This is a genomic window from Paenibacillus sp. A3 (assembly GCF_001399685.1).
In the GTDB taxonomy this organism is placed as follows: Bacteria; Bacillota; Bacilli; order Paenibacillales; family NBRC-103111; genus Paenibacillus_G.
On the sequence record NZ_JTHN01000132.1, the window covers coordinates 33,312 to 47,107 of the forward strand.

The 13,796-nt window shown below is 53.8% G+C and carries 9 protein-coding genes; 4 read left to right on the forward strand and 5 right to left on the reverse strand.

Annotated elements, in window-relative coordinates; translation table 11 throughout:
- Window positions 1–31 precede the first annotated feature (31 nt).
- Window positions 32–724 (forward strand): response regulator transcription factor, encoded by a 693-nt coding sequence (locus QJ48_RS20120; protein ID WP_054975306.1) that lies wholly within the window; start codon window positions 32–34, stop codon window positions 722–724.
- On the opposite strand, the gene QJ48_RS20125 is transcribed toward QJ48_RS20120, so the two are convergent.
- Window positions 721–1,635: a copper amine oxidase N-terminal domain-containing protein gene (locus tag QJ48_RS20125; protein WP_237762987.1), complete on the reverse strand. Its 915-nt coding sequence runs from the start codon at window positions 1,633–1,635 to the stop codon at window positions 721–723. The genes QJ48_RS20120 and QJ48_RS20125 overlap by 4 nt on opposite strands.
- A 182-nt stretch (window positions 1,636–1,817) precedes the next feature.
- Between QJ48_RS20125 and QJ48_RS20130 the strand changes: the two genes are divergently transcribed.
- Genes QJ48_RS20130 through QJ48_RS20140 form a run of 3 tightly spaced genes read left to right on the forward strand, consistent with a single transcriptional unit; the run spans window position 1,818 to window position 4,468 of the window.
- Window positions 1,818–2,657 (forward strand): ABC transporter ATP-binding protein, encoded by an 840-nt coding sequence (locus tag QJ48_RS20130; RefSeq protein WP_054975308.1) that lies wholly within the window; start codon window positions 1,818–1,820, stop codon window positions 2,655–2,657.
- On the forward strand, window positions 2,590–3,354 hold the full coding sequence (locus tag QJ48_RS20135) for an ABC transporter permease (RefSeq protein ID WP_054975309.1): 765 nt from the start codon (window positions 2,590–2,592) through the stop codon (window positions 3,352–3,354). The genes QJ48_RS20130 and QJ48_RS20135 overlap by 68 nt, the downstream gene beginning before the upstream one ends.
- 58 nt (window positions 3,355–3,412) lie before the next feature.
- Window positions 3,413–4,468 carry an ABC transporter substrate-binding protein gene (locus QJ48_RS20140; RefSeq protein ID WP_054975310.1) on the forward strand — a complete coding sequence of 352 codons (1,056 nt, stop codon included), beginning with the start codon at window positions 3,413–3,415 and terminating at the stop codon, window positions 4,466–4,468.
- A 110-nt stretch (window positions 4,469–4,578) separates the two neighbouring features.
- Here QJ48_RS20140 and QJ48_RS20145 read toward each other — a convergent pair whose 3' ends face one another.
- The 4 genes from QJ48_RS20145 to QJ48_RS20160 form a co-directional block, all read right to left on the reverse strand.
- On the reverse strand, window positions 4,579–6,312 hold the full coding sequence (locus QJ48_RS20145; RefSeq protein ID WP_054975311.1) for an ABC transporter ATP-binding protein: 1,734 nt from the start codon (window positions 6,310–6,312) through the stop codon (window positions 4,579–4,581).
- Complete coding sequence (locus QJ48_RS20150; protein ID WP_054975312.1) at window positions 6,309–8,135, reverse strand: ABC transporter ATP-binding protein; 1,827 nt, start codon at window positions 8,133–8,135, stop codon at window positions 6,309–6,311. The genes QJ48_RS20145 and QJ48_RS20150 overlap by 4 nt, the downstream gene beginning before the upstream one ends.
- A complete protein-coding gene (locus tag QJ48_RS20155; protein WP_054975313.1) occupies window positions 8,125–11,376 on the reverse strand; it encodes a non-ribosomal peptide synthetase in 3,252 nt (1,083 codons plus the stop codon). The genes QJ48_RS20150 and QJ48_RS20155 overlap by 11 nt, the downstream gene beginning before the upstream one ends.
- 114 nt (window positions 11,377–11,490) lie before the next feature.
- A partial coding sequence (locus QJ48_RS20160) for a condensation domain-containing protein (RefSeq protein WP_157261698.1) occupies window positions 11,491–13,796 on the reverse strand: 2,306 nt, incomplete at its 5' end.

A 13,796-nucleotide genomic window follows, 5' to 3' on the forward strand; every position in this document is an offset into this window, starting at 1 on the left:
TCCAACCCATTAGGAGGCGGGTAATGCTGCCATGATTCGAGTATTAATTGTTGATGACGACCCGTTTATCCGTGAAAGCATGAAAATGATTTTGGAGCTAGACCCGGAATTACGCGTAGTTGGAGCGTGCGGCGACGGAAACGAAGCCCACCGCTTTTTTACCGACGGACAAACCGCCGATGTCGTGCTGATGGATATTCGCATGCCTAACTGCTCCGGGGTCGAAGGCACGTTGAACATCAAGCGGGCGTCGCCCGATACCCGCGTGCTCATTCTGACGACCTTCGACGACGACGATTATATCGTCGAGGCGCTGCGCAACGGCGCAAGCGGCTACTTGCTCAAGAATATCCCGCCGGACCGAATCGTGCAGGGCATTAAAACGGTTCACCAAGGCAACTGGCTCATCCACCCGGATATTGCCCGCAAGCTGACCGGCTGGATTCATCCCCAGTCTCCCGCGCAAGCGCAAGCGGAGGCGGCTTTGGAACAAGTGACGCAGAGCCGCAAGGACCCTTTTGCCAGGTTCGAAGCGTACGGCCTCACCCCTACGGAGAAGCAGGTAGTCGAGAAAATCGCGGAAGGGTTGTCCAATAAAGAAATCGCCCAGGAACTGTTCCTGAGCGAAGGGACGATCAAAAATTACATATCGGAGATTTTGAGCAAGCTCGGCCTGAGGGACCGGACGCAAATCGCCATTCTCTATTGGAAACACGAAGATTAACGAGTGCCCCGTTTGTTGGCTTCCTCCTGCAGGTCAATGCGGTCGATCATGTTGACAGTATAGCTGATCTCGGAGGAAGCATTGTTTTTCGTCAGCTTCAGACGACCTAGTATATACCTCTTGACCACGCCTCCGTTCGGGGGCGGAGGGCTTTTTGGATCGATAGGCAATTGTACGGTTTCGTGGAACAAGTAATCGTACTCGTCCTCTTCCTCGCGTTTGTCGATAATGACCGCTTTTTGGTAGAACACCGCTTCCCCGTACTTGAGCATCTGCGAATTTTTGATGTACGTCCGCAGCGTCTCGATCTTTTTCGGGCTTACTTCCCCTTTGATGATGTAATTGTCGCCATTGGTGGCGTACACCTGCTCCGGGTTCTGCCGCCAGCGCTTCTTCAGCTCCTGCTCATTGATGTACACCACACCGGTCAGGCGCTCCCGCGCTTTCTTCAAGCCACTCGTATCGATGCCCATCCGTTTGACGTCGGTTTCCCGGTAATACGGCACATAGGCCGACAAATTCTTCTTGTTGTACGTCAGAAGCATCGGGTATTCGGCCCCAAGGTATTTGAGCGTAATCGAGTACGGGTCGGACAGCTCGATCGATTCGTATTCCTGATTCGAATCCTCCGGCTTCTGCTCGGGATTAATCCGGCTGTTGATGTAGATCGTCTTCGTATCTTCCCGCCAGAGCAGGTTGGCGCCAAGCAGTCTGGTCAGATCGGCCAGCGGCAGGTAACTCTTGTCCTTATACACCAGCGGCGATTCCGACAGCTTGACGGACTCCCCATCCAGCACGAGATTGAAATCGGGACGCAGGTAAGCGTCTACCCGCTGCAAAACGTTCTCGGCGTAAACGCCGGCGGCGAACGCTCCGCTAATGATCGCGGCAAGTACCGCGACTCGCTTCATTCGCTTCATTCACACCCATACCTTTCTATAAAAATAGGAAAAATGTGGTCTGCTTCTACCATTCGACAAAAGACCGCGAAATCCTGCAAAATTTGTAGTTGACAATACACCTAATTCCTATAAAATAAGTTGGTATAGTTGATTTTGCGTTTTTTCATGTCTCTTCGAGGAGAGTGAACCCATTGATTGAAATCAAAGACGTCAGCAAGACGTTCCATCAGCGTACCGGCGGCAGTTTTACCGCCATTGACAACGTTTCCCTGACGATCCGCAAGGGCGAATTCGTCTCGCTGCTCGGCCCGTCGGGATGCGGCAAATCCACGCTGCTCAATTTGGTCGCCGGCCTGGAGCAAGCGGAGCAGGGAACCATTACGGTGAACGGCAAACCTTGCAGCTCGCCCGGACCCGACCGCGTCGTCGTTTTTCAGGAGCACGCCTTGTTCCCGTGGCTGACGGTGCTGGATAATGTCGCGTTCGGACTGAAGCAAAAAGGCATCGGCAAGAAGGAACGCGAAGCCATGGCGATGGAGCAGATTAAAGCGGTGCATTTGAGCAAATTCGCGGACCGCTACCCGCACGAGCTGTCGGGCGGCATGAAGCAGCGGGCTGCCATTGCCCGCGCGCTGGCGATGGACCCGGAAATTTTGCTCATGGATGAGCCTTTTGCGGCACTGGATGAACAGACCCGGCTCATTCTGCACAAGGAGCTTGAAGAAATTTGGATGCGAACGCGCAAAACAATCCTGTTCATTACGCATAACATCCGGGAAGCCGTCATCTTGTCGGACCGCGTGCTGGTCATGTCGACCCGTCCCGGGAAGATCAAGAAGGAATTCGCCGTTCAGGCGGCGCGTCCGCGCGATTACGCCGACTCCGTCCTGCATCACGTGGAAGCCAGCATTATGGATGCGCTGGCCGACGAGCTGGAAAAAGTGGTAAAGGAGGAGATGGGCGATGAGTACAGCATTAAGAAGGGGCCTCTTCCTGGTTCTGCTCTTGATAGCGTGGGAAGCGGGATTTAGAATATTCGACTGGGGCTGGAAATTCCCTTCCGTCACCCAGACGTTTCAAGCGTTCTACGACGGATTCGTCCACGGCCAGTTGCTTGAAGCGACGTTTCAAAGTCTGAAGCGGCTTCTGCTCGCGTTTGCCGTCTCGATCCTGGTCGGCACGGTGCTCGGCTTCCTGTTCGCGCGGTACCGTTTGATCGATGACACGATCGGCTTTCTGGTCGTGGCGCTGCAGACGATTCCAAGTATCGCTTGGCTGCCTTTTGCCATCATCTGGTTCGGAATGAACGATTTCTCGGTTATATTCATCACCATGCTGGGCGCCACATGGACGATGGCGATGGCCAGCCGGACGGGGATCAAAAATATTCCTTCCATTTATATCAAGGCCGCGCAAACGATGGGAACCGGCGACGGCATGCGCATGTTTTACCAAATCATGGTCCCCGCCGCGTTCCCTCACATGATTACCGGCGTTCGCGTCGCCTGGGCTTTTGCCTGGCGGGCGCTTGTCGCGGGCGAGCTGATCGCCAAAGGCGTCGGCCTCGGACAACTGCTGCAGGACGGCCGCAATCTGGCCGATACGGCACTCATGCTCTGCATCGTGATCATCATCGCCGTGCTCGGCACGGTGTCCGATCACTTTTGCTTCAAGCGGCTTGAGGATAAACTATTACTGCGCTACGGATTAATCAGCGGCAAAAAATAACCAATCGGGGGCAGCACGGCCGAACGGCCGGTGCTATACAAAGGAGAGAAACGGTACGATGAAAAAATGGTCTGCACTGCTGGCGGTTGTTCTGACCGCATCGCTTGCGCTTTCCGCCTGCGGAAGCAAAACGGAAGCGCCGAAAGACGGAGCCGCCGGAGCGAACAAAACGGCCGCGGCGAAAACGGTACGGCTCGGCATCTTCAAGAACGTTACCCATGCGCCAGGCTATGTCGCTCTGGAGCAGGGCTTGTTCAAAAAGTACTGGGGCGAGAACGTCAAGATCGAGGTGACGCCGTTCGACAACGGGTCCGACTTCTCCACCGCGCTGGCTACGGATCAGATCGACCTGGGCTTCGTCGGTCCCGGACCTTCGACGAACCAGTTCCTGAAAAGCAAAAACTTCCGCGTCATTTCCGGTTCGAATAATGGAGGCGCCGTGGTTGTAGCCGGCAAAGATTCCGGCATCAACAGCGTCAAGGATTTGGTCGGCAAAACCGTCGCGATCCCGACGAAAGGCAGCACGAACGAAATTTCGCTTCGCCTGCTGCTGAAGCAGAACAATCTGAACGTGACGACCGACAAGAGCGGCGTGCAGCTGATTGCCCGGGCTCCGGCGGACACGCTCGTGGCGATGCGTCAGAAAGAAATCGACGCGACGCTGATCCCTGAGCCGTGGGGCACGCAGATGGAGCAGGAAGGCATCGGCAAAGTGATCGTGCCGTGGGATCAAGTTCCGCCGAACAACGGCAATTATCCGCTCACGATTCTCGTTGCCGGCGACAAGTTCCTGAAAGACAACCGCGAGCTGGCGAAGGGAGCCATTCAAGCCAATGCGGACGCGATCGACTTTATTAAGAAAAATCCGGACAAAGCGTATGAACTGATCAACAACCAATTGAAGGCGCTCAGCGGAAAAGGAATGGATACCGCTTTGATTAAAGCGGCGATCTCCCACTTGAATCTGACGACGGACGTAAGCAAGGAAGCGATTGAAGAAATGGCCCGCGTCTCCATCGAGGCCGGCTACATCAAGGACGTGAAGAAAGAGGAGCTGGACCTGAGCAAATTCCTCGACCTCTCGCTCTTGAACGAAGTGAAGCAGGGCAAATAAAACAGCAAGCTGCGCATCAGCGCATAAAAAAACAGGCAGGAGCCCTTAGCGGCCTCTGCCTGTTTTTGCATTTGCAACTGCCGGGAATTGGCTGATGCCTATCCCGCCAACTATCCGTATAACCTCGCGTAGTAACCTCCGCGTTCAAGCAATTTCTGATGCGTGCCCTGCTCCACGATCGTCCCCTGATTCATGACCGTAATGAAATCCGCTTTCTCCACGGTGCTCAGGCGATGGGCAATGAGAATAGTCGTTCGACCTTTCATCAACTCGTTCAGGGCTTGCTGTACCCAATATTCTGACTCGTTATCGAGCGCCGACGTTGCCTCGTCCAGCAGCAAGATCGGTGCATTTTTCAGGATCGCTCTGGCAATCGCAATACGCTGCCTTTGCCCGCCCGATAGCGACGCTCCCCGCTCCCCTACTTGGGTGTTGTACTGCTCGGGCAGCTCTTGAATAAAATGATGGGCATAAGCGGCTTTCGCGGCATCCACGACCTCCTCCGTTGTCGCGTGCGGATTCCCGTAACGAATGTTGTCCTCGATCGTGCCGCTGAACAGAAAGGCGTCTTGCGGTACATAGGCGATTTGGCCGCGGATCTCTTCCAACGTATAGTGCCCGAACGGTTTGCCTTGCAGCAAAATCTCTCCGCGGTCGACGGGGTAAAAGCCCAGCAGCAATTTGATCAAGGTGCTCTTGCCGCTGCCGCTTGCTCCAACGATTGCCGCGACCTGTCCCTTATAGACCTGGAGAGAGAGCTTGTGCAGAACCCGTTTATCTCCTTGATAAGAAAACTCCACGTCCCGGAATTCCACCATAGCCTCCGAAACGAATTTGCTTACCGAAGAGCCGATCCGCTCCGGCTCTTCTTCTTCCTCCAATATTTCCTGGATCCGGTGCGCGCCGGCTAATGAATTTTGTGCAAGCGACAGCACGGTGCCGAAATTCATGATGGCATGGGTCAAGTTGATTTGCAGCACGGCCAGCGCCGCAACGCTTCCCATTCCAATCAGGTCATAGGCATATAGCAAGCTGCCGATGACGATAATCCCGCAAAACGTAACGTAGCTGACAAAATGGTTAACGGCCGTCAGCATCCCGCTTTTTTTGGCCGTTTGCACCGCAATCTGCGCCACTTGCTCATTCAGGTCTCGATATTGAGAGTAGATCGGACGAATATGGAACAATTTGACCAATTGAATGCCACCGATAAAGTCCAGAAACTTTTCCGTCATTTTAGCCAGCCCTTGGAGCGATTGTTCGTACAGGCTCCGAATCTGCCGGACAAACCGGATGCTAATCGAAAAGGACAGCAGCAGAATCGTCAGCGAAGCGCAGGCAAACTGCCAATGAATGAGCAGCATCGCCACGATGGAGCCGATGCTGAAAACGATTTGCAGCAGCATCACGAAATAAGTAGTGGAGTACGTCGTCTCTACGGTAGTTACATCATTATTGACCCGCGAGAGCAAATCTCCATTATGCGTCTGCTCCAAATATTTCGCTCGAAGCCGGCAAATCTTATGATAAAGCCGCTCCCGGATCTCCAGTACCGTAAACTCTACGCTTCGTTGATACATGTATGTAAACCAAGGAGAAATGACGTTTTCCAGCAGCAAAGCGCCGGCCAAAATGTAGAAGGCTTGGAACAGAAGCGAAGTATCCCGGGACTCGGCAAAATTGACCAAACTTTGGACGACCAAACTAAAGGATACGAGAAATAACGTTTGATTGACCGCCGTTACGCTCAGGCCGATGTAGTAATTCGTTTTGCGTTTTCGGTTCATGAACCTCATCAAGTACCCGAGCTCTTTGGCATATGAGATTAATCCGCCTGTCTTCACGTATAAACCGCCTCCTTGCGCTTCGCAAGATCGGTAAACTCCTGATGGTACGATTGAGCGTATAATCCCTTCTTCTCCAATAACTCGGCATGGCTGCCCGCTTCGACAATTTCCCCCTGCTCCATGACCCAGATTTGATCCGCGTTCTGGACGGTCGACAACCGGTGAGCGATAACGATGGTCGTTCTTTGTTTCATGAGCACGCTCAGCGCCTCTTGGACAGAGCCTTCAGACTCGGGGTCCAATGCGGATGTGGGTTCGTCCAACAGCAGAATCGGGGCATTCTTAAGCAGAGCGCGCGCAATGGCAATCCGCTGACGCTGTCCCCCGGAAAGAAATCCGCCCCGCTCCCCTACGTTCGTTTGATATCCTTCGGGAAGCTCCATAATAAAATGATGCGCATGAGCCGACTTTGCGGCTTCGATCACCTCATCCATAGACGCATGCTCCCGGCCGTAGGCGATATTCTCAGCTACGGTGCCGCTGAACAAATACGAATCTTGGGTAACGACGGACAAATGGGAGCGCAGTCTGTCCGGATTGCAGCCGCTGATCGACTGACCGAATACTTTTATCGTTCCTTGCTCCGCAGTCAAAGGATAAAAACCGCATAACAGCTTAAATACCGTGCTCTTTCCTCCCCCGCTTGCTCCGACTAAAGCGATCGTTGCCCCTTCCGGTACCGTAAAGTTTAGGTTCCGCAGGATGGGGGGACTACCTTCGTAAGCAAAAGAAACGTTATCGAACGCAATGGGCGGAGCGCTTGTCAGCGCAATGGAATGCCCTTCTTGGTTCTCGACAGGCTGCTCCAGAATCCCCGAGATCCGTTTTAAAGCGCCGGTCATTTCAAACGTATGCGTAATCAGCTCGGGAATGTGGTCAAGCGGATCCAAGCATAAATTCAACAAATAAAGGAAGGCGATTAATTCCCCTGTACCGAGCAAGCCTTTGGAAATCAAATAGCTTCCGTAGCTTACGGCAAAGATGATCGGGCTAAGCATCAGCGTAGACAAGAGAGGGTTCACCCAAGCCTCCCTCTTTTTCACGGCCAGCTTTTTTTGCGCCGTCAATTGCAGCAGCCTTTGATAAGAGCGGAACATCATTCCCGACAATAAATAGCTCTTAACGATCGGCATTCCCCCGAGCGTATCCTGCAAATTGACGTTCATCCGTCCCATATTGGCCTGGGCTTCTTCCGTCAGCTGCTGCAGCTGCTTCCCGATCCATTGCGAAACCAGCAAGGAAACGGGAAACAGCAGCAAGCTGTACAGCATAAGCTCCCATTGTATCCATATTAAATAAATGAAACAGCCGATAAACAGCAGCGGATGATAAAACCATTGCGCCAAATCCCGGATCATGAATTGATGGATGAGCTGGATGTCGTTGCTTATCCGCGAAAGGACGTCGCCCGAATGTTGTTTTTCAACGTAATGAATAGGCAGCTTCCCCACATGATTCATCACATGGTTGCGAATATCTCTTACAGCCAGGGCGCTGCTCCGCTCCACACCGTAAACCATAAAATATTTGGCGGGCACCCCGATCAAAATGACGATAAAAACGGTATAGACGATTTGCGTGACAATCGGCCCCGCCCCATTCTCGGCGTGGGTCGTCAATTGCTCGATCAAGCTGCCTGTCCATACCTCGATCACGGCCGCGGCAATGGCAGAGGCGATTCCAACGATCATCCAGCCCCTGTGATTGTTTACAAATGTTAATAACCAACGGAATGCTGTCCATAGGGCTAATACTTGATTTCGTTTTTGCGCCACCGTGTTATCCCCTTTCAAAGCTTGCGGGCGCCGCTCATCCTCCATGCAGCACCTTTCGGGATGCGTCGTTCTGTTCCACGATTTGATCGAGGATACGCTGAATGACAATCGATGTTCCATCAATGCATTCGGGTTCCAGCAATTTTTCGTGAGCGCCTGCAAGCTTATATTCCGTATAGGCTTGCCCGGCGGCTCCGCGCCATGACGGCAGCTGGTGCTCCAATCGGAAAGCATCGCTGTCTTCCGCGACCAACTCGTAAATGGTTCCCTGAACGGTGCCCGTGTTGATCAATTGCGCCTCGTACGTCAAGGTCGCGCGCACCTTTTGCTGTACACGCTCCCGAATCAAGGGGTTTTCCAGCAGTTCTTTTTCCGTTTCCGTCAAATCCTCCATTGTTTCTTGCAGCTCTTTTTCCGTCGTATCCGCCGGTGTCAGGGTCTCCTTAATCCACGAATCTACCATGATCAGATCCGATACCTGGTACCCTCTCTTTTCCATCGTTTTGGCTACTTCGAACATCAAATTCCCGCCGAAGCAGTACCCAAGGAAGATATAAGGCCCCTGATCCTGGATGCGGATGACCTCGTCCACATAACGATTCAGCATGTCCTCGTAGCTATCGGAATCGTCGATGAAATCAATCGCGTACACCGCGTACCGGTTCTCCAGTCTATCCGCTAACCCCCGATAGCCTATGCCGAATCCGCTTCCCGGAGGAAAGCAAAACAAATTCGTCGCCCCATGCTTATTCAGCTTCATGAAATGATGGCCGTCCTGCTCAAACCCGGATTCCCAATTCTCAAGCGCCATCGCTTCGACAGTTACATCCTGATATCCTTTATGCAGCGGGATTTCTCTTCCCGTTTCGTCATAGATTCGTTGAATTAACCGCATCAGGTTGATCGAGTTTCCGCCAATCTCGAAGAAATCGTCCTTTATTCCTACCTTATCTAAACCGAGCACTTCCTGCCAGATTTGGACAAGTTTCATTTCAAGCAGCGAGCGCGGCGCAACGTATTCCGTTTCATGATGGCTTGCTTCCGGAGCGGGCAGCGCCTTGCGGTCGATTTTGCCATTCGGCGTTAACGGCATCCGCTCCAGCTGCACAAAGTGCGACGGAATCATGTAGCCCGGCAGCTCTTTCGCCATAGCTTCCTTCAGCTCAGTCGTCTTCAGCTTCGCTTGCGCCACGAAGTAGGCGCACAGCTGACTTTGTCCGCTTGCGTCTTCACGCGCAATAACGATCGCTTCTTGAACCGACGCAATCTTCAAGAGCTGCTCTTCGACCTCGCCAATCTCGATCCGGTAGCCGCGGATTTTCACTTGATGGTCGATGCGGCCCATATATTCGATGTTGCCGTCCGGCAGCCACCTTGCCAAGTCGCCGGTACGGTACATTCGCTCGCCCGGCGCGAACGGATTGCCCACGAACTTCTCTGCGGTCAGCTCCGGACGGTTCAAATAGCCGCGAGCCAATCCTACCCCTGCGACGCACAGCTCCCCCGCCACACCGACCGGCAGCAGTTGTTGCTGCGAATCAACAATATGAATCCGGTGATTCTGAATCGGACGGCCGATCGGAATCGACTTCCGGTCGACAGCACTCGTCGAAGCCGCCCAAACCGAAGTAACGATCGAAGCTTCCGTCGGACCGTAGGCGTTAAAATACAGCACTTTGTCTTTCCACTGCTGAACGAATTCGACCGAAACGGCAGAACCTCCGGTAATGAGTTTTTTTAGGTTCGGCATCCGATCGGGGTTCAAATAGGCCGCATACGTCGGCGGCAGGATCGTTGCCGTAATCCCGTTCTCGTTCATGAAATTCTCGAACAATCGATAGTCCAGAATGGTCTCGGCCGTCGGAATATATAAAGCCGCGCCAAAAAATAACGCTTTGAAAATTTCCCAGCACGACGCATCGAACGACAAGCTGGCGAATTGGACCACTCGGTCCCGCTCGCTCATTTGCAGCGTTTCCCCAAACATCATTTTCAAGCTGCTCAGCCCGCGATGCTCTACCAGTACCCCTTTGGGCTTGCCCGTCGTTCCCGACGTATAGATCACATAGGCCAGATCGTTCGGCCCGGTGACCGGCTCCAGATTCGATCCATCCTCGCTGTAGGCCGCCTCGTCGTCCAGCGCGATCGCTTTCCCGGCAAAGGATACGCGCTCCATCAAGTGCCGCTGCGTCAATAGCAGCCGCGCTTCAGAATCTTCCAGTAAATAGCGGATGCGTTCCTCCGGATACTCCGGATCAATCGGTACATACGCGCCTCCAGCCTTCAAGATTCCCAAAATGCCGACGACCATTTCCAGCGAACGCCCGACCATCAGGCCTACCAGTTGATCCCGCTGCACGCCTTCGGCACGCAGTGTCCGGGCCAGCCGGTTCGCCCGCTCGTTCAGCCCGCGGTAAGTAAGCTGCTCCTTCTCAAAAACAACCGCCACCGCGTCCGGAACCCGTTCCGCCTGCTCCTCGATCAGCTGATGAATCGTTTTATCCCGCGGATATTCCGTCGCGGTATCGTTGAACCCATACAGCAGCTGATGCTTCTCGGACTCCGACAGCATGTCCACGGTGCCGAGCTCAAGCTCCGGCTGAAACAAGACGACGGACAGCAGCCGCTCAAGATGATCGACCGCCGCGGCCATGAAATTTTGATCGTACCGATTGCCGTCAAAGCTTACGCTTAACCGGATGGCGTCATGGTCCGCATCAAACTCAAATACGGTATCAGCCGATACGGCTTTTGTAAATTCTGACCCATGTATTTTTTTAAAAGAAACCATCGTATTAACGACAGGCACGCCATCGGAGGTGTATTGGAAATTCATGGAATGAATCATTTTTCTGAACGGAATATGCTGATGTTCCAAAGCTTCGCCGACCGACGATTTGATTTGGCCCAGCAGCGATTTAAACGTGCTTTCGCGACGGATGATATTTTTAATAATCAGAAAATCTTGAATCGGCGGATTCTCGTCATTCAGCGCCGATGCGGGGATACCTACCAGCACGTTCTCCCGCTTGGTATAGGCATAGAGCAGAGCGTTAACCCCTGCCAATACGATCATAAAAACGGCCATGTCCGATCCATTGGCGAGGCGTACGATTCTATCGGACAGCTCCTTCGGCAGCGTACGCTGAATCACGCCCGGTGCTGCCGCATGATCCGCACTGCTGATTTTCATGATGGAGTTGCTATAGGGCAGGAAGCTCATGCTGTCTTCGGCATCGAACTTTTCGTTCCAATACATTTCTTCCTTTGCAAACAAGGATTTCATTCGTATCCCTCCCCTAAGATGTGATGACAACATGCCCGGAGTGTATGTCTCGAACGAATTCGGACATACACTCCTGTATCAGGCATGAACAAACTGTTCCTTGCAGAGCTTTGTCTAGAATGCAAATTCAATGCTGTCTATCGAGCTTTTGTTCTTATCGCTTGCCGCTTGTTTATTTAATTGGACCCCGCTCAATTGGATTTGGGGATCTTCGCAGATTTGAGCCAGCACCAGCAATAAATCTTGAGCCATGGTCTGGATCATCGCCGCCTTGAACAATTTGGCGCAATAATGGAAGCCTCCCTTGAGCACTCCGTTTTCTTCGTACATGGACAAGATAAGATCGAATTTCACTTCTTCTTCCTCGTCCTGATCATACGGAGTCAGCTTCAACGCTTCGAAGTCGGCATCGCGATCGTCAACATTTTGCAAGTCGAATGCCGTGTCGAACACCGGGTTGCGGCTTGGGTCCCGCTTGACATTCAATCGTTCCACGAGCTCTTCGAAAGGATAATCCTGATGCTCGAACGCCCCCAAAGCCGACTCTTTGACTTCTGTCAGATAGGAGAGGAACGTTTTGTCTCCTGCCGGATAGTTGCGGATCGCGAGCGTATTGACAAACATCCCGAGGATCGGCTCCAGATCGGCATGCGTTCTTCCCGCAACCGGCGTTCCGACAATAATGTCTTCTTGCCCGCTGTATTTGGAAAGCAGCACGGTATAGGCCGACAACAGAACCATGTACAGCGTGCTATCTTGCTTGGCCGCCAGCTCATTCAACTGCTTCGCAAGAGCGGAGTCGACCTCGAACTCGATGTGCGCTCCGTCGAAGCTTCGGGTTGCAGGCCGATCGTAGTCGGTAGGCAAATCCACCTTAGGAAGATCGCCTGCCAGCTTTTGCAGCCAATACGCCTCCTGCCGAGTTGTCCGCTCCCTGTAAACTTCGGATTGCTGCCATACGGCATAATCTTTGTACTGGATCCGCAGGGGAGGCAGCTCCTCGCCGGCGTAGAGCCGGGTAAACTCTTCCACCAAAATCGTCATCGAAACGCCGTCCGAAATAATGTGATGCATGTCGAACATCAGGATGTGAACGTCTTGCTCCAATTCGACCAATCCTACGCGAAGCAAAGGCGCTGTCTTCAAATCAAACGCGCGGACGAAACGGCGGACGATATCCGCGGCCTCTTCTTGGGCAGCCTTGCTGTACTCCACAGCAAATTCGACTTCGTCATGCACCTGTTGGACAGGCTCGCCATGTACCATCGCAAAGCTGGTACGCAGCGTCTCATGACGCGCGATCAGCTTCCGGAAAGCTTCTTGGAAGCGATCGAGATCCACCGGCCCTTCCAGCCGCATGATTTCCGGCATGTTATACAGCTGATCCGCCCCTTCCAGCTGATGCTGGATGAAGAGCCGCTTCTGTGCGGAAGATAGCGGGTAGTACTCCCTCTCCTCCGCCACCGGTATCGCCGAAAACGCCCCCTCTTCCATCCGGGCAATCGCTTGGGCCATCTCTTCAATCGTAGCGTAGCGGAACACGTCGCGCAGCGGCAGTTCGACGTTCAGCTCCTTGTGCACCTTGCTGACCAGCGTCGTTGCCCGCAGGGAATGTCCGCCGAGATCGAAGAAGTTGTCCTTCACGCCAACGGTTGCAACCCCCAGCACTTCCTGCCATATACGGACCAGCTTTGCTTCCAGCGGTGTACGCGGCGCGGTGTATTCCGATCCGCTTGCGCCTCCTTCCGGCGCCGGCAGCGCCTTGCGATCGATCTTCCCGTTCGGCGTCAGCGGCAGCCGCTCCAGCTGCACGAAGTACGACGGAATCATATACCCCGGCAGCTCCTGCGACATCGCGCTTCGCAGCCCGCTTGCTTGCAGTTCCTCGTCCGCCGTGAAGTACGCGCACAGCGCCTTCTGTCCGTTGCCGTCCTCCCGGATGACAACGACCGCTTCCTTGACGCCGTCCGCTTTCAGCACCTGCGTTTCGACCTCGCCGATCTCGATCCGGTACCCACGGATTTTCGCCTGATTGTCGATCCGCCCGATGAAGTCCACGTTGCCGTCTTCCATCCAGCGCGCCAGGTCGCCTGTGCGGTACAGACGCTCTCCCGGGACGAACGGGCTGTCGACAAACTTCTCTTCGTTCAGCTCCGGACGGTTCAAATAACCCCGGGCTACGCCTACGCCGCCGATGCACAGCTCGCCCAATACCCCTACCGGTACCGGATTCAGGTGCGCATCCACAATGTAGAACCGGGCGTTCAGCCACGCCTTGCCGATCGGCACGTTCCCAGCCTCCGGCAGCTTCGCCAGCGGCTCGTCGTAGAAGCTCGAATCGATCGCCGCTTCCGTTACCCCGTACGCGTTGATGATTCTAAACTGCGAGCCGTAGCGCTCTTGCAGCAGCCGGTAGTCCG

Bases quoted from the DNA above. Each gene is read 5' to 3' on its own strand.
- QJ48_RS20120 (WP_054975306.1), top strand. From the start codon at position 32: ATGATTCGAGTATTAATTGTTGATGACGACCCGTTTATCCGTGAAAGC.
- QJ48_RS20125 (WP_237762987.1), bottom strand. From the start codon at position 1,635: ATGAAGCGAGTCGCGGTACTTGCCGCGATCATTAGCGGAGCGTTCGCC.
- QJ48_RS20135 (WP_054975309.1), top strand. From the start codon at position 2,590: ATGAGTACAGCATTAAGAAGGGGCCTCTTCCTGGTTCTGCTCTTGATA.
- QJ48_RS20140 (WP_054975310.1), top strand. From the start codon at position 3,413: ATGAAAAAATGGTCTGCACTGCTGGCGGTTGTTCTGACCGCATCGCTT.
- QJ48_RS20150 (WP_054975312.1), bottom strand. From the start codon at position 8,135: ATGGAGGATGAGCGGCGCCCGCAAGCTTTGAAAGGGGATAACACGGTG.
- QJ48_RS20155 (WP_054975313.1), bottom strand. From the start codon at position 11,376: ATGAAATCCTTGTTTGCAAAGGAAGAAATGTATTGGAACGAAAAGTTC.